Genomic DNA, 25,553 nt, shown 5'->3' on the forward strand with positions numbered 1-25,553 from the left:
TCATGACGAAACCTGTTCTGGCCAACCGGCATGTGCTGGTCACGGGTGCGGGCAGCGGCATCGGCGCTGCCATTGCAGCGCGGCTTGCCCGTGAAGGTGCCCGCGTCACGCTGGCCGGGCGCAGACGCGAACCGCTGGAAGCGGTGGCGGCAACGCTTGGAACCGGCAATACGCATATTCTTGCGGGCTTTGACGTCACCGACCGCACGGCAATCGACGCAGGACTGCAATCGGCGCGCGCGACTTTTGGCCCGGTCGGCATTCTGGTCAACAATGCCGGCGAAGCGCCAAGCGCGCCCTTTGAAAAGACCAGCGCTGACATGTGGAACCATGTCATGGCGGTCGATCTGGGCGGTGTTTTCAATGTCACGCAAGCCGTTCTGCCCGATCTGAAAGCGGGCGGCGAAGGCGGGCGCATCATCAATATCGCGTCCACAGCAGGGCTGACCGGCTATGCCTATGTGTCGGCCTATTGCGCCGCCAAGCATGGCGTGGTCGGACTGACCCGCGCACTGGCGCTGGAACTGGCGAAAAAGGGCATCACCGTCAATGCGGTCTGCCCCGGCTTTACCGATACGCCGATCATCGCCCGTTCCATCGAAGAAATCATGCAAAAAACCGGACGCACACGGGAAGAAGCGCTTGGCGAATTCGTGAAGGCCAATCCGCAAGGACGGCTGATCAGGCCGGAAGAAGTAGCCGACACGGTATTCTGGCTGGCATCACCCGGCGCGCAGTCGATCAATGGACAGGCGATTGCAATCGCCGGTGGGGAGGTCATGGCAGGATGAGCGACAATCATATTTCGATGGCTTCGAATCTGAAGCCGTTCAAGGACTATCAGGCGAAGCATTTTCTCTGGGAGGTGAGCGATGACGGACGCGTCGCCACGCTGACCTTAAACCGGCCCGACCGCAAGAATCCGCTGACCTTCGAGAGCTATGCCGAACTGCGCGACCTGTTCCGCGATCTGGTCTATGCGTCGGACGTGCGCACAATCGTGCTTTCTGGTGCTGGCGGCAATTTTTCCTCCGGCGGCGATGTGTTCGAGATCATCGAGCCGCTCACCCATATGACCATGCCCGATCTTCTGGCCTTCACCCGCATGACCGGCGATGTGATGAAAGCCATGCGCAAATGCCCGCAGCAGATCATCGCCGCGGTCGATGGCATCTGCGCCGGTGCGGGCGCGATCCTCGCCATGGCATCCGATCTGCGTCTTGCCACGCCTGAAGCCAAGACTGCCTTCCTGTTCACCCGCGTCGGACTGGCGGGCGCGGATATGGGCGCTTGCGGCATTCTGCCGAGGATCGTCGGTCAGGGCCGCGCTGCCGACCTTCTTTATACGGGCCGTTTCATGAGCGCGGAAGAAGGCGAACGCTGGGGCTTTTTCAATGGGCTTCATGCACAGGCCGAACTGCCGGAAAGAGCATACGCAATGGCGCGCGCCATCGCCGACGGTCCATGGTTTGCCCATGGCATGACCAAGACCATGCTCAATCAGGAATGGGCCATGGGCATTGAGGAACTGGTGGAATCGGAAGCGCAGGCGCAGGCCATCTGCATGGCCACGCAGGATTTCCGCCGCGCCTTCGAGGCTTTCGCCGCCAAGCGCAAACCGGCTTTCGAGGGAAATTGAGATGAGCGCCATCGCACCCGCTTTGACGCGGGACCACCTCGACTGGCCGTTTTTCGATGCCGCCGATAGTGAATGGGCAGCGAAGCTCGACGCCTTTGCCGCAAGCCCCGCTCTGGCCGCAGTCGATCACAGCGACACGGACAACGCCTGCCGCACACTCGTGCGTGAACTTGGAAAAGCCGGATTGCTGGACGCTGCCGTCAGCCTGACGGGCGGCGACGGCATCTCGTCGCGCAAGCTGTGCATCGCCCGCGAAACGCTCGCCTATCATGATGGGCTGGCCGATTTTGCCTTTGCCATGCAGGGGCTTGGCACCGGCGCAATCAGCCTTGTCGGCTCGGATGAATTGAAACAGGCCGTGCTGCCGAAAGTCGCCAGCGGCGAATGGATTTCCGCTTTCGCACTGTCGGAAAAGCTGGCCGGCTCCGACGTCGCTGCCATGAGCTGCGCCGCCCGTCCCGACGGCGACCATTATGTGCTCGACGGCGAGAAGACATGGATTTCCAATGGCGGTATCGCCGATGTTTATACGGTCTTTGCCCGCAGCGGCGAGGCACCCGGAACACGCGGCATTTCCGCCTTTGTGGTTTTTGCCGACGATCCGGGATTCTCCATTTCCGAACGCATCAATGTGGTGGCCCCGCATCCGCTGGCAACGATCCGGTTCGACAATTGCCGCATTCCGGCAAGCCGTCGTCTGGGCGCTCCGGGCGAAGGTTTTAAAATCGCCATGCGCACGCTCGATATTTTCCGCGCTTCCGTGGCAGCGGCAGCACTGGGTTTTGCGCGACGCGCGGCAGCCGAGGCGCTTGACCATGCCCGCAGCCGCCCAATGTTCGGCGGTACACTTGGCGATCTGCAACTGACCCAGGCCGCTCTTGGCGATATGGCGACCGACATCGATGCGGCGGCGCTTTTAACCTACCGCGCCGCCTGGCGTCGCGACGTGCAGAAGCAAAACACCACCAAGGAAGCCGCAATGGCCAAGATGGTGGCAACCGAAAACGCGCAGGGCGTGATCGACCGCGCCGTGCAGATGTTCGGCGGGCGCGGCGTGAAAAGCGGCGAAATCACCGAGCGGCTTTATCGCGAGATCCGGGCGCTGCGCATCTATGAAGGCGCGACCGAAGTGCAGAAACTCATCATCGCGCGCGAACTCATGAAGGCCGGTTGAACCGCTCAATTACCCCACATCCCCCTTGGAGACTGACATGCAAAAAACTCTTCAGCCGCAAGGCTGGGTCCGACCGATTGGTTATGCAAATGGCGTCGAAGCACGCGGACGTATGATCTTTATCGGCGGACAGATTGGCTGGAATGGACAGCAACAATTTGAAACCGACGATTTTGTGGAACAGACCGGCCAGACGCTGCAAAATATTGTCGATGTTCTGGCGGAAGCAGGCGGCAAGCCGGAGCATATTACGTCGATGACCTGGTATTTTACCGACAAGGCCGAGTATCAGGCCAATCTCAAGGGCATCGGCCGCGTTTATCGCGAGATCATCGGCAAGCATTTTCCAGCCATGGCCGCCGTGCAGGTGGTGGCACTGGTCGAAGACCGTGCGAAGATCGAAATTCAGGCCCACGCCGTCATCCCGGATTAAGATTACCATGACCGCTTTTTCCGACACCGTAGCCCTGCGCCATCTGCTTCTCGCCGAGCACGCGGCGAGCAAGATCGAAGGCCTGAACGCCGAGCCGCGCGCACTCACCACCATCGGCATTGCCGGAACCGGCCTGATGGGCGCTGGCATTGCCGCCGCCTGCCTTGCCGCCGGTTATCGCGTCATCGGCTATGAGCAGAATGCGCAAGCAGCAGAAGCGGGACATGCGCGTATCACCGGCCTGATCGACAAGGCGGTAACGCGCGGAAAACTGTCTGCGGAAGCGGCCGATAGCCAAAAGGCCCGGCTTGCCACCACGGACGATCCCGCAAAACTCGCAGCGGCGGAACTGGTCATAGAGGCCGTGTTTGACGATTTTGACGTGAAAGCTGCTCTGTTTAAAAAGCTCGACGCACTTCTGCCGCCCGAAACGATATTGGCCACCAATACGAGCTATCTCGATCCCGATGCGCTCGCTGCCGTGACCGGGCGTGCCGACCGCGTGCTCGGCCTGCACTTCTTTTCTCCGGCCCATATCATGCGCCTGACCGAAGTGGTGCGCTGCGCAGAAACTTCCGACGAATCACTGGCAACCGGTATCGCCTTCGTCCGCGAGATTAAAAAACTGCCGATCGTCACCGGGGTCAGCGAAGGTTTTGTCGGTAATCGCATCTTCTCCGCCTACCGAACGGAAGCCGAAACAATGCTCGCCGAGGGCGCATACCCGGAAGATATCGACCGCGCCATGGTCGGTTACGGCTTTCCGATGGGATTGTTTGCCGTCTACGACATGGCAGGGCTGGAAATCGCCTGGGCGCGACGCAAGCGCATGGCCGCAAGCCGCGACCCGAAAGCACCCTATTTCGACGTGGCCGACAGGCTGTGCGAGGCAGGTCGTTTCGGGCGCAAGGCCGGGCGCGGCTGGTATGACTATGCCGATGGCAAGCAGGCCAGCGATCCAGAAGTTCACGCGCTGATCGACGACTACCGGACGCGCAACGCCATCGCGCCCAAAAGTTTCACAGACACGGAAATCATGCAGCGTCTGCTTCGGGCCATGGCGCAGGAGGGACAGGCGCTGCTGGATACGGGCATTGCGCGCCATCCCGACGACATCGATCTGGTGCTCGTCAACGGCTATGGTTTTCCGTCAGGCAAGGGTGGCCCGATGTTTGTCGCCAGTCGAGCAGACGCATAAGCTCAAAAAAGCTTCTGCAAAAGCTTTTGCGTGGTTTCGATATCCTGCACCATCAGGCTTGCTGCCTTTTTGGCCGTGCCCGCACGCATGGCGTCCAGCATTTCATAATGATAGGTCGAATAGGGCTGGATGACGCCCTCGTCGACCTGCTGGCGGATGTGATTGGTGAGAAGGCGCATATAAGGCCCAAGCCGCAGCCAGAGCGTCTCGATCATCTGCGGCAGGGTTTCCGATCCCGACAGTTCATAGATCGTGAAATGGAACTCCTGGTTCTTACGCAGCATCTCGTAGATCTTACCCTCGCGCCCCAGCGCCTCATGCTCGCGCGCCAGCGTCAGGCACCGATCAATATCTCCGGACCCCATATGCGGAGTAGCGAGTTCCGTCGCCAGACCTTCCAGCGAAACGCGAACCCGGCATATGTCATCCAGCCGCGCTCGTGAAATATCCGGGACACGAGCCGATCCGTTGCGCGCGATCTCCAGTCCGTTTTCTGCTGCAAGCCGCCGCAGCGCCTCGCGCACCGGCATGTGGCTGGTGCCAAACTCCGCCGCAAGTGCTGCAATCGTCACCACCTGCGATGGCTCGAAGGAACCCCACATCAAGGCGTGGCGAAGCTGCTCGTACACATTGTCCTGCACGGTCACGCGTGAGGACACTTTCGACAGACGGGTTTCACCGATCATTGCAATGCCCCCAAAACCTGTAATCTTTCCATAACCATCGGTTATCGGCACCGGACCCGAAAGACAAGTGCACGCTGCCCTTCCGTTTGGAATGCCGGTTGACTGAATATTCTAACCCGCCGCAAACCTGTCCAGCGCATCGCAAAGGGCCTCCGTCCCGGCCAGCGAAGTCACGGCTCCCGGCGAAAACCGCAAGGTGCGGCCGCGGCAATCGCAATAGAAGCCCTCGGCCTTCAACCTGGCCATGATGTCCGCTGCGCTTTCAGGCGAGGAAGCCTGCGCCATCACACTGCCGCCTCGTTCCCCCGGCTTATGCGGCGAGACCAGTGTCAAGGCGGAATTCTCCTTCACGCGTTCCGCCAACATGGCCGTCATCTCACCGTTATGGTGTGCCAGCGTTTCAATTCCTGTTGCAGACACGAAATCGAGGCCGGGTTGTGAAGCAAGCGCCGCCAGAACCGCAGGCGTGCCATGATCGAACCGGCGCGCATCGTCCGCATAGTCAAAAGCGTCGAGATCCCACGAAAACGGATTGGGCTGACTGAACCAGCCGCGCAGTTCCGGCTTGCATTGCGAAAGCAGATCGGGACGCACATAGAGCATACCAGCCCCGGAACTGCCGCAGAGCCATTTGAGCGACGATCCGATCACCACATCGATCTCGCCCGTCTTAAAGGGGCAAATGCCAACACCCTGTGTTATATCGGCGACGACAAGGGTGCCGTGTTTTTTCCCATGCGCGCACATTCGGTCCAGATCGACCCGTTTCGACGTCGTGGACGAAACCCATGTCACGAGCGCCAGCGCCACATCGCTGCCCCAGGCATCGATAAAATCCTCATCGTGCACGAAACGTTCGCCATCGCGTATGGGAACCGTTTCGAGCGTGAAGCCGAAACGCGACTGCAATCCGTCGAGCAGGAAATGCAGGCTCGGAAAGCAGTCCGCAGCCGTCAGGATTTTACGCCCGCGCAACCGTTTTTCCGGCAATGCCCCGATCAGGCTGTAGAGCGCCAGCGTGACGTTTTCCACTGTCGTCATGGAGCCTGCCGGTGCGCCGATCAGCCTTTCCCAACTCTGGATAAAGCGTCCGCGCTCGGCCAGCATGGCAGGCCATTGCGCGTCGTTTTCCGCGGACCAGATCGCCGCATAGCGATCCAGAACCGTCTTGACCTTTTCCGCCTTGCCCGGAAACGTTCCGATCGAATGATAAAGAAAATAACCGCTCATGGGAGTGCCTGTCATATTTGATTGTTCTACCGGGCTTTTTCGCGCTTGAAGCGTGCCTCAAGAAGCCCGACCAGACGCACCAGCGGCAACAGGAGGACGAGATAGATGAGTGCAGCGCCGATCAACGGCGTCGGGTTGGCGTAGAGCGCTTGCGCGTCCTGCGCTTCCTTTAGCAGTTCCGGCAAAGCCACGGTGGAGGCCAGTGCAGTATCCTTGAACATGGACACGCAATTGCTTGTCGTCGGCGGAATGATGATGCGGATCGCCTGCGGCAAGACAACCTTCCACAAGGTGACCGGAAAGGAGACGCCGAGCGCCGCCGCAGCTTCGAACTGGCCGCGCGGTACGCTTTCTATGCCGGAACGAAATACTTCGGCTGAATAGGCGGCCATGACCATGGAAAAGGACATGATCGCCGAGGTCCATGCCGAAAAGCGTATGCCGACAAAAGGCAGCGCGTAATAGATGAGGATCAGGACCACCAGAACCGGCATCGCGCGGAAGACGTCGATATAGGCGATGGCGATGTAACGCATTATCTTCGGACCATAGATCCGCGCAATGCTTATCACCAGTCCGGACAGAATGCCGCAAACAATGCTGGCAATGCCGATGAGCAGTGTATTGAGCAGGCCGCGACCGAGCGCAGGCAGGCTCGATCTCAGCACATCAGCGTTCAGAAAGGTTTCGGCGAATGTCATGTTGACGTCCTTCGCAGGCGGTTCCTGGCGAACGAGGCCTGCCAGATTCGGAAAACAGCGCTCGCATATGGGCACGTTCAAGCGAATACGCCCATATATAGCCGGTTAAATTCAGGACTTTGGAATTGGTGCGACCGTTACCGTCGAAGAGCCGACAGCCGGATCAGTGCCGAACCACTTCTTGTGGATCGCCGCTGTAGAGCCGTCCTGCTTCATCGCGGTAATAGCGTCGTTGAGCTTGCCCAGCAGCGGATGGTCCTTCGCCATCATCAGCCCATATTGTTCGCCGGTCTGAATACGGTCCCTGACCGCAAAGCCCTTCATCTTGAGGAAGAGATGCTCCATGCCGGGAATGTCGGAAATAACCGCATCGATACGGCCCGCACCGAGATCGAGGAACAGGTCCTGCTGGGAATTATATCCCTTGATATCGGCGAAGCCCCTGACGTCCTTGTTGTCCTTGACCCATTTCTCACCGGTAGAACCCGAGAGCGCGCCAACCGTCTTCCCGTTCAGATCGGCCAGCCCTGCTATCGTGCTGTCGGCCTTGGTGGCGACGCCGATGTCAGAGTCATAATAAGGCTGGGTAAATGACTGTGATTTAAGGCGTTCGGGCGTTATCGTTATGGAAGAAACCGCCACATCAATGCGACGCGACGTGGTCGCGGCAAACAAGGCCTGAAAACCGTAATCGGCGATTTCGGGTTCCAGGCCCGCACGCCTGGCGGCCTCGGTCGCGATATCGATTTCGAAACCTTCGAACGTGCCGTCGGCACTCTTCAGTTCGAAGGGCGGATTGCTTGGATATGCGCCGATATTCAGCGTGTCGGCGGCATGAGAGGCCGGTGTCACAGCCAGTATACTTGCAAAGCCTGCTAAGGCGAGAAAAGCGCGGCGGCGAATTTTCATTCCGTAGTTCCCTCTGGTTTTGGCCGTTTCTCGGGCGAGAGTTCCCTGATCGCCCCGACGGCATTTTGATTATTTGATCACAGGAAATTTGAGGTTTCAACTAAAATTAGCCGGTCTCCTCTTGGGTCTTATCGGGAGAACCTGCCGATCGTCCGGCTCAAAGAGAACCGAAGAAGCGTTGCAGCCGATCCATCGCCTCATTGACACGGTCTACCGATTGCGAGCCGAAACAGACGCGTAGGTGGCCCTCGCCGGCGGTTCCATAGAAACTCCCAGCTTCCAGGACGACGCCTGCTTCCGTCATGATCCGCTCGGCCATGTCCTGCGATCTCGTGCCCAACGCGGATATGTTCGGAAAGGCGTAGATCGTTCCTTCCGGCCATTCACAGGTGACGCCCGACATCTGGTTGAGGCGCGATACCACGATGTCGCGTTTTACCCTGTCTTCGGCCACCAGTTCGCAAAGCACCTCTTCCGGACCGGTGACTGCCGCCAGTGCGCCCGCCTGAACGAAGGTGTTCACATGCGTGACGTCGTTGGTCGTGATTTTCAAGATGCCTTCGATCAGATGCGGTGGCGCGACCAGATAACCAAGCCGCCAGCCATCCATGGCAAAGCTTTTGGTGAAGGCGAACATTGAAATCGTCCGTTCCTTCATCCCGGGCAGCGATGCTATGGAAACATGCCGCGCCCCATCAAACACTATGTCCTCGTAAACCTCGTCGGAAACGACCACGAGGTCATGTCGGCGGGCAATATCCGCCAGCACTTCCAATTCGCCGTGACTATAGACCCGTCCCGTCGGGTTGCACGGATTGATCAGGACGATCATTTTGGTTCTGGATGTTATCTTCGGCTCGATCAGTTCCGCCTTGATCGAGAAACCCTCGCTGGCATCGAGTGGCGCCGAAACGGGCTTCCCGCCCGCAAGTTCTATCTTACCGATGTGCTGCGGATAATAAGGCTCCAGGAGGATCACCTCATCGCCTGGATCGAGCAACGCCATGAAAGCGGCGAACGAGGCATGGGTCAGCCCATTCGTGACCACTATATCGGACGCCGAAACATCCATATTGTTCTTCTCACGCAGGCGGACGGTCAGGGCTTCGCGCAGTTTCGGCAAACCCTGGAAGTGGGAATAGTGGACGTCGCCGGCCATCAGCGCATCGGCCGTCGCCTGCTTGATATGCAGCGGCGTGTCGGCATAGGGGCTACCGAGTTCCATGTGAATGAGGTCGGCGACCCCGGAGCCAAGCGCGGCCGCTTTGGCGTACATGCCGAAGGATTTTCTTGAACTCTCGGTAATGCGTTTGGCAAGACGGACCATCAATATTTCTTTCTCATTATTTACTCCACCAGAGCGCGCTTCAGTCGGATTGAATCAGATCGGCTCTTTAATTCTTTACTTTTGAAGCCCCCTGAAAGCCGTCTCGGGATAAGTCGGCAAGCTCAATACGCTTCAACGTTAAAAGATCATTTGATCAAATGACAAGGAAAATCTTTCCCGGAGAATGCTTTTCGCCAAACGGGCGATCCGCCTTCGCCTCATCGTGGAAGAAGCCCAAATCACGCCAATATGGCAAACCGGCACTCGGACGGGTTCATAAATGCCTATCCAGGCACATGGCTCGATTTAGGGTTCAAACCCAAAAGCGACATGAGCGTGCGACAATGGTGATTTCGATCACCGGAACTTGAGCTAGGGTCAGGACCTATTAATTTGATGAAAATGGCCCTGAAATGACAAGAACTGCAAGGAAAGACGCGAAAAACGGGGTGGTTCCCCCGGTTGAGCGGCTTGACGCGGCAGATCGCCAATTTCCGGCCTTGGCATTTCGGTGTCCGAAGGATGTGGTCCATCCGCCCGGCTACAGCGTTGAAAAGTCTCGAAAATGAACCACATTTCCTTCGCCTTTTCTCCTCGTATCCAAACGGATGGCCTCACACCATTTCCACCAAATTAATAGGTCCTGACCCTAAATTGCCATTGAGAACGTCAGATGCGCATTTCCGGCGATCTTCTACTCTTCCTCACTGTCGGAAAGATGATTGCCGACCGATTTCTTGAGGAGTTTCATGTCCTCCAGCAACGCGCCTATGGTGTCGTGATCGACATCGGCCATGAGATCGCGCAGCCAGCCTTCATGGACCCGCGCCATGCGTGCAAATGACGTCCGTCCTGCATCCGTCAGACGGGCGACCGTTACGCGCCGGTCCGCGCCGGGCGTTTCGCGACGCACCATGCCTTCACTCTCCAACCGCTCGATCAGTCCGGTGATATTGCCATTGGTTACCATGGTCCGGCGTGACAGTTCGCCGAGCCGCAATCCATCCGGTTCGCGATAGAGCTGCGCCAGAACATCGAATTGCGGCAGCGTAGCGCCGAATTCGTTGCGGAGACGACGGCGTATTTCCTGCGAGACGAGCCGCGTCGTCGCCAACATGCGCAACCATAACCGGAGCTCCTGCTTGTCGCTCCCGTCTACCCCCGAGACGATCATTTCGAGATCTACCGGCATTCTCTACCTCTTCTTCCGCAACGCATTGCGCAACCAGATGAGAATTGCGCCTGGCGACCGATATTTCAAGCCTAAATGAAGTCTGGCTTCACAGCTTGTCACAGCAAAAATATCCCTGGAGCATTTCCCGCGCGACCGGCAGCAAGAGAAAACTCACCGTTCATTATACTTGAATACATATATTCACTGGCATCAGGCAGCACCGCCTCTGAAACAAATCAAGCCAATTTTCCGCAGATACCCTGCATGAATAAGAAAGCCGTTCGTTTTTCAGAGCGATATAGTTGCAATAACATATTTTCTCTCTTAGGCTTCCGATCGAACGCCTGAACGAGCCCGGTTCATAAATGACCGCAAGAATGTCGGCACCGGCTCGGGGCGAAATGGGGATTTCATGAACGATATATCTGCCCTTTCCAGCCTCGCGTCCGGATTGCTATCCGGCGCCGTCAAAGTCGTCGACATCACTGCGCCACTCGGGCCGAATACGCCTGTATTGTATCTGCCGCCGCAATTCGGAAGAAACACGCCCAATGTAAAGGTTCACACGATCAGTCAATATGACGAAAATGGCCCGTTCTGGGCGTGGAACTGGATCGAACTGGGCGAGCATACAGGTACGCATTTTGACGCGCCGTGCCACTGGATTACCGGGAAGGATCACCAGAACAACACGACGGACACCATCCCGCCTCAGAACTTCGTTGCACCTGTCAACGTTATCGACCGATCCGGAGAAGCTGCCGCCGATGCGGATTATCTGCTGACGGCGGAGAGCATCAAGGAATGGGAAGCTGAGCATGGTGAAATTGAAGCCGGCTCATGGGTTTTGATGCGCACCGACTGGTACAAGCGCAACGGTTCGACTGAAACCTTCCTCAATGCGGACGAGAACGGCCCGCACTCCCCCGGACCGACAGTCGAAGCAATCGAATATCTGCTTTCGAAGGGTATAATCGGCTGGGGGCAGGAAACTGTTGGCACCGATGCCGGTTGCGCGGGCGGCATGACGCCACCATTCCCGGCGCATAATCTGATGCACAAGGCTAACAAATATGGCCTTGCCAGCCTGAGCAATCTCGACCAACTCCCTCCCAAGGGCGCGATCCTGATCGCGGCACCGCTGAAATTCGTCGAAGGCACCGGTTCACCGGTTCGAGCACTCGCACTGGTTGGCTAAATCCAGCTAATCAGTTGCCTTCGCTGCATTTCCGAAAAGTCCGGCAGTTGCGCCGCCGGGCTTTTCTCATGCTGTGCGAATGTCGGAAGACCGGCCTGTCCGGCGTCAGTCTCCCTGCGCGACGATATCCGCCACCGTGCGATTATAGTGCTCTTGGAGCAAACGGACACTCACATCGATTTTCCGGGCAAGGGCCGCTTCCATGATATGACTGTGCTCGGCCGACAGATCGCGCCCCGATGTCATTTTGCCCTCGCCGCGAAAACTTGGTAGGCGGTAGCGCTGGGTCTCCGCGTAAAGTTGCTCGAACAAGGCAAGCAGGCGCGGCGAGCCGCAAGCCGCCAAAAGCGCACGATGAAATTCATGGTGCCGCGTTTCGAACTGCATCAAGGCATCGTCCGCATAGCCCCCCTCGGCCTCCTTCATACGGCGCGACTGGAGATCGAGCCCGTGAAACGCCGCGACCAGACCGGTTTCCCAGTCGTCTCCGCCCTTTTCTATCGAAAGGCGCAGCGCCTCGCTTTCGACGAGGATACGCACGCTCATCACATCCCGCATTCCTTCGGGAGATACGGGGGCGACAGTGAAACCACGCGGCGGATCGTTGACGACAAGCCTTTCAGCATGAAGCCGGTTCAATGCTTCGCGCAAGGGAGAAAAACTCAAACCATATTGGGCTTTGAGAAATTCGAGCCGAAGTGCTTGCCCGGGGATCAACCGTCCATGCAATATATCGTTACGCAAATTGAGGTAGGCGGCTTCCGCTAGAGTCATTGCAACACGGACCAGTCTTTATATTCTCATATTGTGCCGGCCGCCCGCCTGGGACGGCTCGTCCGGCTTTCATCATAATCCTTCCATACCGGTCTATCGATCTGGAAATAATCCCCCGGACGCAAATATCCGCCGCTGCCATGCATACGGGCGACAAGCCCCAGACGCGGCGTGTCGATGTAACAACGCTCCGCATCCAGCACAAATTCGTCGCGAATATGCACCATGGTCACTTCCCCGATCACGATGGTCTGGAGCGGCCCGGTCACGAGCGAAGTCAGCATCCGGCATTCTATCGAAACCGGAGCCGATGCGATACGCGGCGGCGTCACGGTTTGCGATGCGATGATGTCGAGCCCGGCCAGTTCGATTTCGTCGATGGCGGCGGGCGCATCGATACAGGTCAGGTTCATGGCCTCGACATTGGCCTCATCCACAAGATTGATGACGAATTCCCCGGTCGCCAGAATATTCGCCGCCGTGTCCTTCAGCCTTCCATCCTGCGGCATGAGACCGATGGCGACAGTCGGCGGCATATTGCCCATCATGTTGAAAAAGCTGAACGGTGCTGCATTGCGTACGCCATCGGCGGACAGGCTGGTGATCCAGGCAATCGGCCTTGGTACGATGGACGAGGCCAGTATCTTGTAGCGCTCCTGACCCGAAAGCCTGTTCATATCGAACTGCATGGCGCTTACTCTTTTCCGGTGCCGGACAGACGGCTGACCGTATTCTTGGGCCGGTCATCGACAGTCAGTTGGAAAACGTCCGGGCGACCGTAATGGCCGCTCACATCGAAATCGAACTTGCCACGCATGATATCATCGGGATCGATCTCGGCATAAAGGATCGTCTCACCGCTGAAATCCGGCCCGGCTAGCACCTTGCCGAACGGGCTGATGATGGCGCTGCCACCGCGCATCATGACAGTCTCCGGCGCGTCGCCCAGCGACGACTCGTGATCAGCTGCATAGGCTGCGCGGGTGATGTACTGACATGCCGTCAGCACGAAGCAGCGTCCTTCAAGCGCGATATGCTGCATGGATGGAACCCATGTGTCGCGGTCATCCGCCGTCGGCGCGCAATAAATGCCGATGCCTTGCGAATACATATGCATGCGCAGCATCGGCATGTAGTTTTCCCAGCAGATGACGGCTCCGATCTTCCCGAGCGGCGTATCGAAAACCGGCATGGTCGAGCCGTCGCCAAAGCCCCAGATCAGGCGTTCACCGGCTGTCGGCATCAGCTTGCGGTGCTTGCCGATCAATCCCCGTTCGCCATCGAAAAACAGCGCTGTGCAATAAAGCGTTCCGCCATCGCGTTCGATACAGCCGATAACAATGAAGGCACCGGTTTCGGCGGTTGCTTCAGCGAGGATAGCCACTTCTTCCCCATCAAGATCGATTGCCGCATTATAATAGTTCAGATAGGCCTCGCGCCCTTCCGGCTTGCGCTGACCGATGGGGCAGCCAAACGACGCGCCCTTGGGATAACCGCCCAGAAATGCTTCCGGGAACACGATGAGCTTTGCGCCCTCGCCTGCCGCCTTGCGGATGGCGCCCGCGGCCTTGCGCGCAGATGCGAGCGAATCGTCTGGAATGGAGGCAATTTGCGCAACGGCGGCTTTCCAGGATTTGCTCATGGGTGATTTCCTTGGGCGTAGGCTTCCACAATCGCGCGCACCAGTTTTCCGTCCGGTTCGCGCAGCGTCAGCGGCAGATTGAAGTGATGATGATCCGGCATTTCGACAACCGTGACGGCATGTCCCGCCTGTTGCCAGCTTTCCGCATAGGCTGCTGTCTGACGGCGGAACTCATCGGTTTCAAGCCCGCCAACCGAGGCGATCAGATGAGCCGATGAATGCTTCGGAATGAGAAATTGCGGGCTGTTGCGCACGACCATCGCATCGTCAAAATTCATCCAGCCATTGATATGGGTATGCAGTAGGGGCGCCAGATCGTGCAAACCGGAGAGGTCAAGCCCGACAGCTATAATATCTTGCGGCACGCCGAACTCGGCTTGCCAGTTATCGGACAGCAGCATGGCCGTCAAATGCCCGCCCGCCGAAGTGCCGCCAACGGCGAAGTGACCGTCGCCGATATTCAGATCTTTGCGATTGCGATGCAGAGAGGCCACCGCCGCGCGGACTTGCCGAACGATCTCGTCCAGCGTGACGGCGGGTGCCAATGTATAATCGAGCACGGCCACCGAAAATCCCTGCGCGTGCAGGCCCGGCACGACAAAGGCGTTGTCCGCCGCATTGCCGCCGCGCCAGTAACCGCCATGAATCCAGATAAAGAGCGGCGCGCCATCGCCTGCCGGATAAAAATCCAGCATCTCGCCGCTGGCCGGATCATAAACGATCCCGGCCCGGTGATCGAAATCCTTCGTCACGCGCCGGCTGACATCGACCAGCTTCGCATATTCATCATCGAAGGAAGCGACGCTGGCGCGAGCATTATACTGAACATCCAGAGCCGCAGAATCGTAACCCTGATAGGTGAAATCGCCCATCGTCAAATCCCCAGATAGCGGTGTGAGAGGTCTTTGTCGGCGGCAAGAGCTGCGGGACTTCCCGTCCAGACCACGCGCCCCTTGTCGACAATATTGTGCCGGTCAACCAGACTGGCCATTTCCGCCAGATTCTTGTCGATGACGAGAGTGGTCTGACCGATATTTTTCAGTTCGTGCAGACAGCGCCAGATTTCGGCGCGGATGATCGGCGCAAGCCCTTCCGTCGCTTCATCGAGAATGAGCAGTTGCGGATTGGTCAGAAGCGCCCGCCCGATGGCCAGCATTTGCTGTTCGCCGCCCGAAAGCGTGCGCGCAAACTGTCGTCTGCGCTCTTCGAGCCGTGGGAAAAGCTGCACTACCCGTTGCAGCGTCCATGGGCCGGGCCGGGCCGTTGCCACGAGGTTTTCCTCCACGCTCAGCGATGAAAACACCCGTCGCCCTTCCGGCACCAGCCCGATGCCCAGCCGCGCAATGGCGTTGGGCGGCATTCGATTGACCACAGTATCGCCAAACCGGACTGTCCCGCCCGTCGGCTTGATCATGCCCATGATGGATTTGACGGTCGTGGACTTGCCCATGCCGTTGCGGCCGATCAGCGAGACGATTTCGCCTGCTTTCGCCTCCAGCGACATGCCGAACAGAACGCGCGCCTGCCCATATCCGGCTTCAACCTTGTCAAGCGTCAGCATCAGGCTTCCTCCCCCAGATATGCGGCTCTCACTTCCGGGTGGGCGCGGATTTCGCTCGCGGTTCCGGTGAAGATGATCTTGCCATAGACGAGAACGCTGATCCGGTCGGCGAGCGCGAAAACCGCATCCATATCGTGCTCGATCAGCAGGATCGGATAATCCCGTTTCAGGCTTTGCAGAAGTGCGGTGAGCGAGGCGGATTCCTCCGGCCCCATACCGGCCATCGGCTCGTCGAGCAGGATGAGACGCGGATTGCGGGCGAGCGCGACCGCGATTTCAAGCTGCCGTCTCTGGCCATGCGCGAGGCTGGACACGATACGGCTTTCATGCTCGCCAAGCCCAACCCGCGCCAGCCATGTTCTGGCGATTTCCCGGTTCTGCACATTGCGGCGCGGATTGCGGAAAATATCCGGCGAACCGCCATTGCGGGCCTCCAGCGACAGGAGCACATTTTCCATCGCCGTAAAATCGGGGCAAAGCTGCGTGAGTTGGAAAGACCGCCCCATCCCCATGCGCGCACGCTGATAGGCGGGCAGACGCGTAATATCCTGCCCGTCGAACAGGATACGGCCCGTATCCGGGGCAATCTCGCCGCATATCTGGGCGATCAGTGTGGATTTTCCCGCACCATTCGGGCCGATCAGCGCATGCAGCTCGCCCTGACGCAGATCCAGATTGACGCCATTGGTGGCGACGAGCGCCCCGAATTTCTTGTGCAGGTCTTCGATGACCAGAACGCAATCGTGTTTTTCAGCCATGACGGTTCCCCAACAGACGGCCCAACATGCCTTGTTGTCCGAACAGCGCGATCAGGGTCAGGATCGGCCCCATGATGATCATCCAGTGCTCGGTCCAGCCCGACAGAATCTGCTCAAGCACGATGAAGACCGCCGCACCGGCGATCGGCCCGACCAGCGTGCCAAGCCCGCCCAGAACCACGATGGCCATGAACTCGCCCGACTTCGACCAGGTCGCCATGTCCGGCGTGACGAACAGCGCATAATTGGCCCACAGGATTCCGGCCAGTCCCGCGCCAAACGCCGAGATGACAAAGGCCGTCAGCCGGAAATTCAAGGGTCTGACGCCCAGATTGACAGCGCGCCGCTCGCTCTGACGCAGGGCTTGGAGGATCAGGCCGAAACGCGAATTGACGATCATGGTGCAAAGCGCGGTCCATAAGACCAGAAGGACCAGACACAGATAATAGAACACCGTTCCATTGCCGGTATCGATCAGTGGCAGGGTGTTGCGCGCATCGATCAGCAAGCCGTCGTCGCCACCATAGGTTTGCAGCGAAACCAGAATGAAGAACACCATCTGCGCGAAGGCGAGCGTGATCATGATGAACTGGACGCCCGTGGTCTTGAGCGCCAGCCAGCCGACGGCAGCGGCCAGCACCACGCAGGCGGCAAGCGCAATCGGCCAGACAACGAGGGCGGCATTCGATCCGTCCCAGCCGAACAGGGGCTCGCCCATATTGGTATGATAGGCGACGATGCCGACCATATAGCCGCCAAAGCCGAAGAACATGGCATGGCCGAAACTGACCAAGGCGCCATAGCCGATGATGAAATCGAGACTGACGGCGGCAATGCCATAGATCACGACCCGCGTTGCAAGCCCCTCCAGTGCGTTGTTGCCCGTTGCCCCCGAAAGGAAGGGAACCAGCGCAAAGGCGATGAGACCGATAAGAATAATAGCTGTTTTGCTGGATCGCATCGATCAGTTCCTCGCAGGCAACAGGCCCAGAGGGCGGAACAGCAGGACAATGGCCATCAGCACATAAATGCTGGCCGAGACGAGCCCGGCGCTCAGCGTGTCGGCTGTCGCGGGCGGCAGCAAAAGCTGCATGATCTGCGGAAGATAGGCGCGGCCCATGCTATCGACCATGCCGACCAGAAGCGCCCCCACCAGCGCACCATTGACCGATCCCACGCCACCAATGACGATGACGACGAATGTGGTGATCAGAACGCGCTCGCCCATGCCGATTTCAATGGCGAGCAGCGGCGCGGCCATCACGCCCGCCAGCCCGCATAAGGCACCGCCGAGCCCGAACAGGATCGTATAGAGACGGCGGACATTGACGCCCAGCGCATCGACCATTTCGCGGTCGTCGGCACCGGCGCGGATCAGCATGCCGATGCGCGTCTTGTTCACCAGAAACCACAGGCCCACGGCCACCAGCGCGCCGACGACGATGAAGGCCAGACGCATGACCGGATATTCCAGCCCCGGAAGCACCGGCACGGCACCCTGCAAGGAGGGCGGGATGTCCACGAAAGGCGGCTGGCGTCCGAAAATCATGCTGACCGCCTCATTCGTGAACAAAATGAGGCCGAGCGTCGCCAGAACCTGATAGAGATGGTCGCGCTTGTAGAGCCATTGAATGACCGAAAGTTCCACCGCCATGGCATAAAGGCCCGCGCCGAGGATGGCCGCGCCCATGCCAAGCAGAAAGCTTCCCGTTCCAAGAATGGTGAAGGCGGCGCAATAAGCGCCCACCATATAGAAAGCGCCATGGGTCAGATTGATCACGCCCATGATACCGAAGATCAGGGTCAATCCGGACGCCAACATGAAAAGCATGGCGCCGTATTGCAGGCCGTTCAGCGCCTGTTCGATGAATAACAGCATCCGCTTTCCTCATCATGAAAATTTGAGGCTCCGCGTCCGCACCGGAAAAGGCGAGGACACAGACGAATGATCGGGAACGCTGCTACAGCGCTCCCGATCCGTCATTGGGCAACCGTCACTTCATCGTGCATTTCGATGCATAGGCATCGGTATAGTCGGTCGCGACCTTCTTCACGATGTTCTGGACGATCTTGCCGTCTGCATCTTTTTCAAACTTTGTCAGATAATAATCCTGAACCGGATGCTGGTTCTGACCCATCTTGAAAGCGCCGCGGATCGCGGTGAAGTCGGCCTTGCGAAGCGCATTGCGGAAATCGTCCTGCTTGCTCAGATCGCCATTGACCGCCTTCAGGCCCGTACCGATCAGATGCGCCGTGTCGTAGGCCTGCGCGGCATACATCGTCGGGTCGCGGCCATAATCCTTGCGGAAGGCGGCAACGAACGCCTTGGATGCCGGATTGTCCGTTTCCGTGGTCCACAGGGCGGACGCATAAACACCGTCGGCAGCATTGCCCGTCGCCGAGATCATGCGTGCATCCATGGAGAAGCTCGGAATGATCATCGGGATGGAACCCGCCATGCCGGAATTGGCATATTGCTTGGCAAAATTGATGCCCGCGCCACCAGGATGGAACTGATAGATGGCGTCGGGTGCCATGGATTTGATGCGCGCCAGCTCAACGGAAAAATCCGTCTGGTCGAGCTTGGTGTAGATTTCACCGGCGACTTCGCCCTTATAGGTCCGCTTGAAACCTTCAAGCGCATCGCGCCCGGCCTGATAGTTCGGCGCGAGGATGACTACTTTCTTGAAGCCAAGCTCGTTGGCCGAAAGGCCTGCCGCCTCATGGAATGCATCGTTCTGATAGGAGGCAACGAAATAGTTCGGATTGCATTTTTCGCCCGCAAAGGTCGATGGTCCCGCATTGTTGCTGACATAGAAGGCGTTCCCATTCATGACGCTTGGCAGTGCCGCCGCCAGAACGTTGGAGAAAATGATGCCCGTATAAAGCTCGATGCCTTCGCCAAGCATCTTGTCTGCAACCTGTTTGCCATTGACCGGCTTCAGCGCATCGTCCTCGACCTTCAGCGTCACCGGTACGCCGCCAAGCTTGCCGCCATCTTCCTTGATCGCCAGATTGAAGGCGTCGCGGATGTCCTCGCCGATATAACCGGCGGGCGTCGAAAGCGTGGTGATCAGACCTATGGTCACCGGTTCCTGCGCCATGGCTGGAAAGGTGACCAGAGCGGTGCCCGCTGCAAGCACGCCCAAAACGATGCGCCGTGTCAATTTCTGCGACATTATGAATTCCCCTTTGATTTGAGCCGGAATTGGTCCGGCTCTTTTTTATGGCTATTTTAGACGGCAACCACCGGATGCCGGATTGTTCCAATACCTTTCACTGTGGCTTCCACAACATCTCCCGGCCACATCCATTCCTGCGGCGTGCGTCCTGCGCCCACCCCTTCCGGCGTGCCCGTGGCGATGATGTCTCCCGGCTCCAGTGTAATGCCTGAACTGATATCCGCAATCAGGGTTGCGACATCAAAAAGCATGAAACGGGTGTTCGAGCGCTGCTTTTCAACACCATTGACCGTCAGCCACAGGTCGAGATCGTGCGGATCGCCGATTTCGTCAGCGGTGACGATGCACGGACCAAAAGGTGCATAGGTGTCCTGCCCCTTGGAGAAAATCCACTGTCCGGCGCGCCGGTTGTCGCGCGCGCTGACATCGATCATCACGCTATAGCCGAATACATGGCCAAGCGCGTCTTCCCTGGTGACGCGTCTCGCGACCGTTCCGATAATCGCGGCCAGTTCCACTTCCCAGTCAAGCTGCTGTGTGATGCGGGCATTGTGTTCAATCGCATCGCCCGGCCCGATCACCGTCGTCGGTGGCTTGGAAAAAATGACCGGCTGCTTCGGCAAATCCTTGGATGTGTCGAGCGATTTCGCGGATTCGGCCACATGCTCCACATAATTGAGCCCAATGCCGAAGATGTTCTTGCGCGGGCGCGGGATCGGCGCCAGCAATTTCACATTGACCAGCGGAAAAGCGGTTCCAGCGGCAAAACTGCCCCCGCAATCATCCAGACAGTCGCGCAGACGATCGACACCGACACGACCGAGATCGATCAGATCCAGCATCGTTTCGGGCAGATCCACCCCAACGGATTCTCCCAGCCATGCGACGTCCACAACGAGATCATCCTGAATGACGCCAAGCCGCGCCGCGGCTTCGACACCGCTCCGGTAGGTTACAAGACGCATGATATACCTTTCTATTCCGTGATCGGCTGATGACCGCCATTGTCGGCGAAAGCCTGCTCGCGATAGAGCCCGAGCGAATGCATGACCGGCATGTCGTTGAAGGAGAACAGGCAGGCATCGTCACGATCCGAGCCATTGGCGTGTTCGTGCCAGGCCCAGGACGGCACGCAGAAAATATCGCGCTCCTTCCAGTCGAAGCGCCTGCCATTGATGATCGAATAACCGCTGCCCTTGGCGCATTGATAAAGCACGCTGCCGGTATGGCGATGCGCCCTGGTCTTTTCGCCCGGACGCAGCATCTGCATGGATGCGCCAATGGTCTGCATCACCGGCCCGCCGGTGAGCGGATTGACATAATTCATGAACACGCCGTCAAAAGGCGAGCCATCGGTCACGGGCGCATAACGGCTGAGCGCTTCATAAGTCGGCGCCCATTCATATTTGAACATCGGCGAATAGGCGTGGTTCCATTTGCCCTCCGCCGGGCGCAGGCCCGGATTGCCCCAGGTCGCGGTCATGTCGTTGACCGGATGACCCACGGCCTGCCGCAGATCTTCATGAACCACATAGAAATTGGCTTCGAGCGCATTGACCAGCGGAATATCGAGACCATCCTGCCAGATGCAGGGCGCGCCATCCTCGGCGATGCCGTGCTCATGCCAGGTGCCGTTGGGCGTCAGCACGAAATCATTGGCGCCAAGCGTCATCTTGTGCCCGTCAACGATCGTATAGGCGCCCGAACCTTCCATGATGAAGCGCAGCGCGGACGCAGAATGCGCATGCGCCGATGCGGCCTCGCCCGGATGCATAACCTGCAAACCCGAATAGAGCCAGCCAACGGCAGCCGCCACATCCTGACGACCGGGATTGTTGAGATAAATCACGCGACGGCCAGCTTTTTCCGGCGTCACCAGCTCGACAGAGCGCAGCACATGCTCGCGCAAATCCGTATAACGCCAAAGTACCGGAACCGAAGCCGATTTCGGCTCCCACGGCTCGATCTTGTTGGCGACGGTCCACAGCGCACCAGCTTTGTGCTTATCGAGTTCGTCGTAATAGGCCAGCAGCTCGGGCGTATCCTCCACATTGGCGCGCCCTGCCACGTCCTCGCGATAATTCTCGCGAACTTTGTTCATATCAAATCCTCCCAGACTTGCGCCGCTTTCGATGCTACACATAATTTTATAAAATAAAAGAGATTTTCGATTTTATAAAATCAGACGTCGGAGCGGCAAGCGGGGTTGACGTCCTTCATCGAGCGAATATATTTTAAACTTAAAATACACTCTCGACACAACCGAAAAATAATAAGGGAACAACTTCATGCTCTTGATCGGCTTTCGCGTGACCGCGCAGTTGCGCTTTTTCTCCAGACGGGACGACGGCCACACCGTTCAGCTTTCCCCGCGAGTCTGACTGTCCGTAGGGCCTGCCAGTGGTCTGATTTCGACATTTGTATCCCTCGGATACAGGCATCGAACAAATGTCGAAATCGAAAAGACAACCAGTAAGCTTATGATTTTAGTGGATTTTTTCGAATTTGACGTTTGAAGCGAGATTTATATCGGGCGGATATCAAACGTCAAATTCAATCCACTAACACCCAAAGCATTGCATGAGGAGGTTTCCATGCCTGTTACGTCTCACGTCGACACATTTGTCATCGACAATCTGCCGCCAGCGGAAGCCATGCCCGGCATCATCAACCTTGAACAACTCGGCTATCCCGAACACCTCAATGCCGCCCACGAATTGGTCGATGCCCATATTGAAGCCGGACGCGGCGACCGTATCGCCATCCGCGCTCCGGGCCTGTGCTGGACCTATCGCGATCTGTCGCAGGTCGTGAACAGGATAGCCAATCTGCTTGTGTCGGGACTGGGTATGCAGACCGGGAACCGCGTACTTCTGCGCTCGGCAAATACCCCTACCCAGATTGCCCTTTATCTGGCGATCATCAAGGCAGGCGGCATTGTCGTCGCCACCATGCCCCTGTTGCGCTCCAAGGAACTCGTCAAGATCATCGACAAGGCACGGATACGGTTTGTCTTTTGCGATGCATCCCTGATGGAGGAAATGATGCAGGCGGTACGGCAAACCGCCTGGGTGGAACAGGTTATCTCGTGGCAGGGACATGCCGAAGGCGAATTGGGCGCGTTGCTGGCCGATCAGTCCGACCGGTTCGAGCCGATAGCGACACGGGCAGACGACCCATGTCTGCTCGGCTTCACTTCAGGCACGACGGGACTGCCGAAAGCCACGATCCACTTCCATCGTGACCTGCTCATCGTCTGCGACTGCTACGCCAGACACATCCTCGAAGCGCATGAAGACGACGTGTTCATCGGTTCGCCACCGCTGGCTTTCACTTTCGGCCTTGGCGGCCTGGTACTGTTTCCGTTTCGCATCGGCGCATCGACCGCCTTGCCGGCAAAGACGGCTCCCGACGATCTCGCCCGCGCCATCGGTGAATACAAAGCCACGATCTGCTTCACGGCGCCAACCTCCTACCGCGCGATGCTCGGCAAAATCGACGAATATGACCTGAGGTCCTTGCGCAAATGCGTTTCGGCAGGGGAAGCGTTGCCTTTACCGACTTTCGATGCATGGAAGCGCGCGACCGGCCTGACCCTGCTCGACGGAATTGGCGCCACCGAAATGCTGCATATCTTCATCGCGGCGAAAGAATCCGAGGTGAGGCCGGGAGCGACCGGCAAGCCCGTGCCGGGATATGAAGCCTGCGTCCTCGATGAAAATGGAAAATCCTGCCTCCCCGGAGAGCCGGGGCGACTGGCCGTGCGCGGTCCGCTCGGCTGCAAATATCTGGCTGATGAACGTCAGGCCGTCTATGTCGAGGATGGCTGGAACATGACCGGTGACACCTACATCATCGATGAGGAGGGTTATTTTCGTTACCAGGCGCGAAGCGACGATATGATTATCTCGTCAGGCTACAATATAGCGGGACCGGAAGTTGAAACCTGCCTGCTCGAACATCCGGCGGTCAGGGAATGCGGCGTCGTTGGCGTTCCAAACAGCGAACGCGGCTTTATCGTCAAGGCTTTCGTGGTTCTCGAGAACAACTTTACCGGGAGCGATGAATTAACGAAAACCCTGCAGGATCATGTCAAAAGCAACCTTGCGCCTTATAAATATCCCCGTGAAATCGAATGGATTCCCGCTCTACCAAAGACCGAATCCGGCAAACTGAAAAGATCCGCATTGCGTCAGCCAAGCGAGAAGATCGGCTGACGTAACGCTATGTTGCAAGTCTGTCGGCGTAACGCTCCAAAAGCATTCCCCCAGAAACGAGAAGCCATATTCATCGCCTGATGCGTGCAAGAGCGCCAAGGCCGGAACAACGAGCATCAACACATAGAGAAACAGGCGCCCGACAGTTGTCAGCTTTCCCGCCAGACCATGTTTGTGTGGGCGTGGCAATATTCATGATTCCCCAGCCGCCGCGAGCAAAGGCAAGCAGAAACAGCAAAAAGCCAAGTTGTTGATGTACCGGCCAGAGTATGTCCGCCACAGGACCGTCGCCGGTGACGAAGAGGGTGATCGTAATAATGACCGACATAAAAACAGAGCCGCCATCAGGTCAGGGTGATCGGCCCGACAAAGCGACGCTCAGTATCCATTCCCGAAAAGCGTCATGAATATTAAGCTCATCTAATATATATTTATCAACAAGTATGGTGGAAATTTTTCTTTTTGAATTGGACAAGCAAAAGACTTTAATTATTCTTATCGTGAATAATTTTACGAATATGTCGTCATTTTTTCGGGATGGAGGGGCAGTTGAAACTATCGTTGGGGATTTTTGCCGGCCTGCTTTTAGCCACAAGCAGCGCAACACTTGCCAGGGCTGACGAAAGCCAGGAATTGGCAAAAAAACTTGCCAATCCCATTTCCAGTCTGATCAGCGTGCCGTTTCAAAGCAATTACGATTGCTGCTATGGCCCTAAGGACGCCTATCGCTATACGCTCAATATTCAACCGGTTGTGCCTTTCTCTTTGAATGACGACTGGAACCTTATTGTGCGCACCATTGTGCCATTCGTTTACCAGGAGTCGCCGGCAACGGGGTTCGACAGCCGTTTCGGCCTCAGCGATACGACACAAAGCTTTTTCTTTTCGCCCGCAAACACGGAGAATGGCGTGACGTGGGGCGTCGGTCCCGTTTTTCTCTGGCCAACGGCAACGGATCACCAACTTGGCACGGAAAAGTGGGGCGCCGGTCCAACAGGCGTCATCCTTAAACAACATGGCGGCTGGACATACGGCGCTCTTGCCAATCATATCTGGTCCTATGCTGGGCACGAAGATCGCGACGACGTCAGCCAGAGCTTCATTCAGCCATTCCTGACCTTCACTTTCCCGGATACGACGGCACTCACCTTGACGTCCGAGACAAGCTACGACTGGGTCTCCAAGGAATGGACCGTGCTGATCAATGCCGGCATTTCAAAAGTGTTCAAGTTTGGCGAACAGCGCGTCAGCATAGGTGTTTTGGGGCGCTATTATGCTGCCGCTCCAGACAATGGCCCCAAATGGGGCGCGCGCTTCGTAACCACGTTCCTGTTCCCGGAAAAATAACAGCAGACGTCTGAAAAGAAGACAGTCTGCTGATCGCGTCTTCCAGGCGACAAAACACACAACTTGGAAGACGCCACATCATAACCTTCCTATCGTTGCTTACGCTTCTCCCGATGCGGTAGGAGCGTACTTCGATCCGATTGAATCAGATTGGCGCTCTAACCTCTTTTATTTTAAGCATAATCTTGATCGCGCTCGTTTCACCCCGGTCGGATTATGCTCTAAAAGCGGCACATTCAGGCTCGTGATCGAAACCGCCCTTGTTTTACTCATACCGCCCCAAGCCCGACAAGTCGCCATTATCAATACGGCAACGCTCCTGGTCCAGCGAGCTACGAATTTTGGAACAGACTCTGAAAAATGAAATATATCCGCTATTTTAAAACCGATTTTATATTATAAG

26 protein-coding genes are annotated in these 25,553 nt (G+C 57.6%); 8 read left to right on the forward strand and 18 right to left on the reverse strand.

Features of this window, described 5'->3' with window-relative positions; all coding sequences use genetic code 11:
• Positions 1-2: 2 nt before the first annotated feature.
• The 5 genes from FHS76_RS10175 to FHS76_RS10195 are packed head-to-tail and all read left to right on the forward strand — an operon-like array spanning position 3 to position 4,444.
• Positions 3-791: an SDR family NAD(P)-dependent oxidoreductase gene (locus FHS76_RS10175; protein ID WP_183651592.1), complete on the forward strand. Its 789-nt coding sequence runs from the start codon at positions 3-5 to the stop codon at positions 789-791.
• Complete coding sequence (locus tag FHS76_RS10180) at positions 788-1,639, forward strand: enoyl-CoA hydratase family protein (protein WP_183651595.1); 852 nt, start codon at positions 788-790, stop codon at positions 1,637-1,639. Before FHS76_RS10175 ends, FHS76_RS10180 begins: the two co-directional genes overlap by 4 nt.
• A 1-nt stretch (position 1,640) precedes the next feature.
• Positions 1,641-2,813 carry an acyl-CoA dehydrogenase family protein gene (locus FHS76_RS10185; RefSeq protein ID WP_183651598.1) on the forward strand — a complete coding sequence of 391 codons (1,173 nt, stop codon included), beginning with the start codon at positions 1,641-1,643 and terminating at the stop codon, positions 2,811-2,813.
• 37 nt (positions 2,814-2,850) lie between these two features.
• The gene (locus FHS76_RS10190) at positions 2,851-3,246 is read left to right on the forward strand and encodes a RidA family protein (protein WP_183651601.1); all 396 of its coding nucleotides are present in this window, start codon (positions 2,851-2,853) and stop codon (positions 3,244-3,246) included.
• 7 nt (positions 3,247-3,253) lie between these two features.
• Positions 3,254-4,444, forward strand: a complete 1,191-nt coding sequence (locus FHS76_RS10195) for a 3-hydroxyacyl-CoA dehydrogenase (RefSeq protein WP_183651603.1) — start codon at positions 3,254-3,256, stop codon at positions 4,442-4,444.
• Between the two features lie 2 nt (positions 4,445-4,446).
• Here the strand turns inward: FHS76_RS10195 and FHS76_RS10200 are convergent, their stop codons facing one another.
• The 6 genes from FHS76_RS10200 to FHS76_RS10225 form a co-directional block, all read right to left on the reverse strand.
• Positions 4,447-5,130, reverse strand: coding sequence for a GntR family transcriptional regulator (locus FHS76_RS10200; protein WP_183651605.1), 684 nt, complete (start codon positions 5,128-5,130; stop codon positions 4,447-4,449).
• Between the two features lie 111 nt (positions 5,131-5,241).
• Positions 5,242-6,360: an aminotransferase class V-fold PLP-dependent enzyme gene (locus FHS76_RS10205; RefSeq protein WP_183651607.1), complete on the reverse strand. Its 1,119-nt coding sequence runs from the start codon at positions 6,358-6,360 to the stop codon at positions 5,242-5,244.
• A 26-nt stretch (positions 6,361-6,386) separates the two neighbouring features.
• A complete protein-coding gene (locus tag FHS76_RS10210) occupies positions 6,387-7,061 on the reverse strand; it encodes an amino acid ABC transporter permease (protein ID WP_183651609.1) in 675 nt (224 codons plus the stop codon).
• A 111-nt stretch (positions 7,062-7,172) separates the two neighbouring features.
• Positions 7,173-7,970, reverse strand: a complete 798-nt coding sequence (locus FHS76_RS10215; protein ID WP_183651611.1) for an ABC transporter substrate-binding protein — start codon at positions 7,968-7,970, stop codon at positions 7,173-7,175.
• 157 nt (positions 7,971-8,127) lie between these two features.
• Positions 8,128-9,297 carry a pyridoxal phosphate-dependent aminotransferase gene (locus FHS76_RS10220; protein WP_183651613.1) on the reverse strand — a complete coding sequence of 390 codons (1,170 nt, stop codon included), beginning with the start codon at positions 9,295-9,297 and terminating at the stop codon, positions 8,128-8,130.
• Between the two features lie 694 nt (positions 9,298-9,991).
• A complete protein-coding gene (locus FHS76_RS10225; RefSeq protein ID WP_183651616.1) occupies positions 9,992-10,489 on the reverse strand; it encodes a MarR family winged helix-turn-helix transcriptional regulator in 498 nt (165 codons plus the stop codon).
• 394 nt (positions 10,490-10,883) lie between these two features.
• Here FHS76_RS10225 and FHS76_RS10230 point away from each other — a divergent pair, with 394 nt between their 5' ends.
• Positions 10,884-11,669 (forward strand): cyclase family protein, encoded by a 786-nt coding sequence (locus tag FHS76_RS10230; RefSeq protein ID WP_183651619.1) that lies wholly within the window; start codon positions 10,884-10,886, stop codon positions 11,667-11,669.
• A 105-nt stretch (positions 11,670-11,774) separates the two neighbouring features.
• Here FHS76_RS10230 and FHS76_RS10235 read toward each other — a convergent pair whose 3' ends face one another.
• From FHS76_RS10235 to FHS76_RS10285, 11 genes are all read right to left on the reverse strand, one after another.
• Entirely contained in the window at positions 11,775-12,443 is a 669-nt protein-coding gene (locus FHS76_RS10235) for a GntR family transcriptional regulator (protein WP_183651622.1), read from the reverse strand.
• Between the two features lie 26 nt (positions 12,444-12,469).
• Positions 12,470-13,132, reverse strand: a complete 663-nt coding sequence (locus FHS76_RS10240) for a flavin reductase family protein (protein ID WP_183651625.1) — start codon at positions 13,130-13,132, stop codon at positions 12,470-12,472.
• Between the two features lie 5 nt (positions 13,133-13,137).
• Complete coding sequence (locus FHS76_RS10245) at positions 13,138-14,085, reverse strand: carbon-nitrogen hydrolase family protein (RefSeq protein WP_183651629.1); 948 nt, start codon at positions 14,083-14,085, stop codon at positions 13,138-13,140.
• Positions 14,082-14,957 (reverse strand): alpha/beta hydrolase, encoded by an 876-nt coding sequence (locus FHS76_RS10250; RefSeq protein ID WP_183651632.1) that lies wholly within the window; start codon positions 14,955-14,957, stop codon positions 14,082-14,084. Before FHS76_RS10250 ends, FHS76_RS10245 begins: the two co-directional genes overlap by 4 nt.
• A 2-nt stretch (positions 14,958-14,959) precedes the next feature.
• Positions 14,960-15,646, reverse strand: a complete 687-nt coding sequence (locus FHS76_RS10255; RefSeq protein ID WP_183651635.1) for an ABC transporter ATP-binding protein — start codon at positions 15,644-15,646, stop codon at positions 14,960-14,962.
• A complete protein-coding gene (locus FHS76_RS10260) occupies positions 15,646-16,404 on the reverse strand; it encodes an ABC transporter ATP-binding protein (RefSeq protein ID WP_183651638.1) in 759 nt (252 codons plus the stop codon). Before FHS76_RS10260 ends, FHS76_RS10255 begins: the two co-directional genes overlap by 1 nt.
• On the reverse strand, positions 16,397-17,365 hold the full coding sequence (locus FHS76_RS10265) for a branched-chain amino acid ABC transporter permease (protein WP_183651641.1): 969 nt from the start codon (positions 17,363-17,365) through the stop codon (positions 16,397-16,399). Before FHS76_RS10265 ends, FHS76_RS10260 begins: the two co-directional genes overlap by 8 nt.
• 3 nt (positions 17,366-17,368) lie before the next feature.
• Positions 17,369-18,283 carry a branched-chain amino acid ABC transporter permease gene (locus FHS76_RS10270; protein WP_183651644.1) on the reverse strand — a complete coding sequence of 305 codons (915 nt, stop codon included), beginning with the start codon at positions 18,281-18,283 and terminating at the stop codon, positions 17,369-17,371.
• Between the two features lie 115 nt (positions 18,284-18,398).
• A complete protein-coding gene (locus FHS76_RS10275) occupies positions 18,399-19,583 on the reverse strand; it encodes an ABC transporter substrate-binding protein (protein WP_183651647.1) in 1,185 nt (394 codons plus the stop codon).
• A gap of 56 nt (positions 19,584-19,639) precedes the next feature.
• Entirely contained in the window at positions 19,640-20,551 is a 912-nt protein-coding gene (locus FHS76_RS10280; RefSeq protein WP_183651650.1) for a fumarylacetoacetate hydrolase family protein, read from the reverse strand.
• 11 nt (positions 20,552-20,562) lie between these two features.
• Entirely contained in the window at positions 20,563-21,687 is a 1,125-nt protein-coding gene (locus FHS76_RS10285; protein WP_183651653.1) for a cupin domain-containing protein, read from the reverse strand.
• 493 nt (positions 21,688-22,180) lie between these two features.
• Between FHS76_RS10285 and FHS76_RS10290 the strand changes: the two genes are divergently transcribed.
• Entirely contained in the window at positions 22,181-23,803 is a 1,623-nt protein-coding gene (locus tag FHS76_RS10290) for an AMP-binding protein (RefSeq protein ID WP_183651656.1), read from the forward strand.
• 70 nt (positions 23,804-23,873) lie between these two features.
• On the opposite strand, the gene FHS76_RS10295 is transcribed toward FHS76_RS10290, so the two are convergent.
• Positions 23,874-24,131 carry a hypothetical protein gene (locus FHS76_RS10295; RefSeq protein ID WP_183651660.1) on the reverse strand — a complete coding sequence of 86 codons (258 nt, stop codon included), beginning with the start codon at positions 24,129-24,131 and terminating at the stop codon, positions 23,874-23,876.
• Between the two features lie 209 nt (positions 24,132-24,340).
• On the opposite strand from FHS76_RS10295, the gene FHS76_RS10300 reads away from it, so the two are divergent.
• On the forward strand, positions 24,341-25,150 hold the full coding sequence (locus FHS76_RS10300; RefSeq protein WP_374828577.1) for a hypothetical protein: 810 nt from the start codon (positions 24,341-24,343) through the stop codon (positions 25,148-25,150).
• The last annotated feature ends 403 nt before the right edge of the window (positions 25,151-25,553 follow it).

Origin of the sequence: Brucella daejeonensis, assembly GCF_014199265.1 — a bacterium.
GTDB lineage: Bacteria > Pseudomonadota > Alphaproteobacteria > Rhizobiales > Rhizobiaceae > Brucella > Brucella daejeonensis.

What these genes read in the sequence shown, in the direction of transcription:
- FHS76_RS10175 (WP_183651592.1), top strand. Translation starts at nt 3, where the DNA reads ATGACGAAACCTGTTCTGGCCAACCGGCATGTGCTGGTCACGGGTGCG.
- FHS76_RS10180 (WP_183651595.1), top strand. Translation starts at nt 788, where the DNA reads ATGAGCGACAATCATATTTCGATGGCTTCGAATCTGAAGCCGTTCAAG.
- FHS76_RS10185 (WP_183651598.1), top strand. Translation starts at nt 1,641, where the DNA reads ATGAGCGCCATCGCACCCGCTTTGACGCGGGACCACCTCGACTGGCCG.
- FHS76_RS10190 (WP_183651601.1), top strand. Translation starts at nt 2,851, where the DNA reads ATGCAAAAAACTCTTCAGCCGCAAGGCTGGGTCCGACCGATTGGTTAT.
- FHS76_RS10195 (WP_183651603.1), top strand. Translation starts at nt 3,254, where the DNA reads ATGACCGCTTTTTCCGACACCGTAGCCCTGCGCCATCTGCTTCTCGCC.
- FHS76_RS10200 (WP_183651605.1), bottom strand. Translation starts at nt 5,130, where the DNA reads ATGATCGGTGAAACCCGTCTGTCGAAAGTGTCCTCACGCGTGACCGTG.
- FHS76_RS10205 (WP_183651607.1), bottom strand. Translation starts at nt 6,360, where the DNA reads ATGAGCGGTTATTTTCTTTATCATTCGATCGGAACGTTTCCGGGCAAG.
- FHS76_RS10210 (WP_183651609.1), bottom strand. Translation starts at nt 7,061, where the DNA reads ATGACATTCGCCGAAACCTTTCTGAACGCTGATGTGCTGAGATCGAGC.
- FHS76_RS10215 (WP_183651611.1), bottom strand. Translation starts at nt 7,970, where the DNA reads ATGAAAATTCGCCGCCGCGCTTTTCTCGCCTTAGCAGGCTTTGCAAGT.
- FHS76_RS10220 (WP_183651613.1), bottom strand. Translation starts at nt 9,297, where the DNA reads ATGGTCCGTCTTGCCAAACGCATTACCGAGAGTTCAAGAAAATCCTTC.
- FHS76_RS10225 (WP_183651616.1), bottom strand. Translation starts at nt 10,489, where the DNA reads ATGCCGGTAGATCTCGAAATGATCGTCTCGGGGGTAGACGGGAGCGAC.
- FHS76_RS10230 (WP_183651619.1), top strand. Translation starts at nt 10,884, where the DNA reads ATGAACGATATATCTGCCCTTTCCAGCCTCGCGTCCGGATTGCTATCC.
- FHS76_RS10235 (WP_183651622.1), bottom strand. Translation starts at nt 12,443, where the DNA reads ATGACTCTAGCGGAAGCCGCCTACCTCAATTTGCGTAACGATATATTG.
- FHS76_RS10240 (WP_183651625.1), bottom strand. Translation starts at nt 13,132, where the DNA reads ATGCAGTTCGATATGAACAGGCTTTCGGGTCAGGAGCGCTACAAGATA.
- FHS76_RS10245 (WP_183651629.1), bottom strand. Translation starts at nt 14,085, where the DNA reads ATGAGCAAATCCTGGAAAGCCGCCGTTGCGCAAATTGCCTCCATTCCA.
- FHS76_RS10250 (WP_183651632.1), bottom strand. Translation starts at nt 14,957, where the DNA reads ATGGGCGATTTCACCTATCAGGGTTACGATTCTGCGGCTCTGGATGTT.
- FHS76_RS10255 (WP_183651635.1), bottom strand. Translation starts at nt 15,646, where the DNA reads ATGCTGACGCTTGACAAGGTTGAAGCCGGATATGGGCAGGCGCGCGTT.
- FHS76_RS10260 (WP_183651638.1), bottom strand. Translation starts at nt 16,404, where the DNA reads ATGGCTGAAAAACACGATTGCGTTCTGGTCATCGAAGACCTGCACAAG.
- FHS76_RS10265 (WP_183651641.1), bottom strand. Translation starts at nt 17,365, where the DNA reads ATGCGATCCAGCAAAACAGCTATTATTCTTATCGGTCTCATCGCCTTT.
- FHS76_RS10270 (WP_183651644.1), bottom strand. Translation starts at nt 18,283, where the DNA reads ATGCTGTTATTCATCGAACAGGCGCTGAACGGCCTGCAATACGGCGCC.
- FHS76_RS10275 (WP_183651647.1), bottom strand. Translation starts at nt 19,583, where the DNA reads ATGTCGCAGAAATTGACACGGCGCATCGTTTTGGGCGTGCTTGCAGCG.
- FHS76_RS10280 (WP_183651650.1), bottom strand. Translation starts at nt 20,551, where the DNA reads ATGCGTCTTGTAACCTACCGGAGCGGTGTCGAAGCCGCGGCGCGGCTT.
- FHS76_RS10285 (WP_183651653.1), bottom strand. Translation starts at nt 21,687, where the DNA reads ATGAACAAAGTTCGCGAGAATTATCGCGAGGACGTGGCAGGGCGCGCC.
- FHS76_RS10290 (WP_183651656.1), top strand. Translation starts at nt 22,181, where the DNA reads ATGCCTGTTACGTCTCACGTCGACACATTTGTCATCGACAATCTGCCG.
- FHS76_RS10295 (WP_183651660.1), bottom strand. Translation starts at nt 24,131, where the DNA reads ATGTCGGTCATTATTACGATCACCCTCTTCGTCACCGGCGACGGTCCT.
- FHS76_RS10300 (WP_374828577.1), top strand. Translation starts at nt 24,341, where the DNA reads ATGGAGGGGCAGTTGAAACTATCGTTGGGGATTTTTGCCGGCCTGCTT.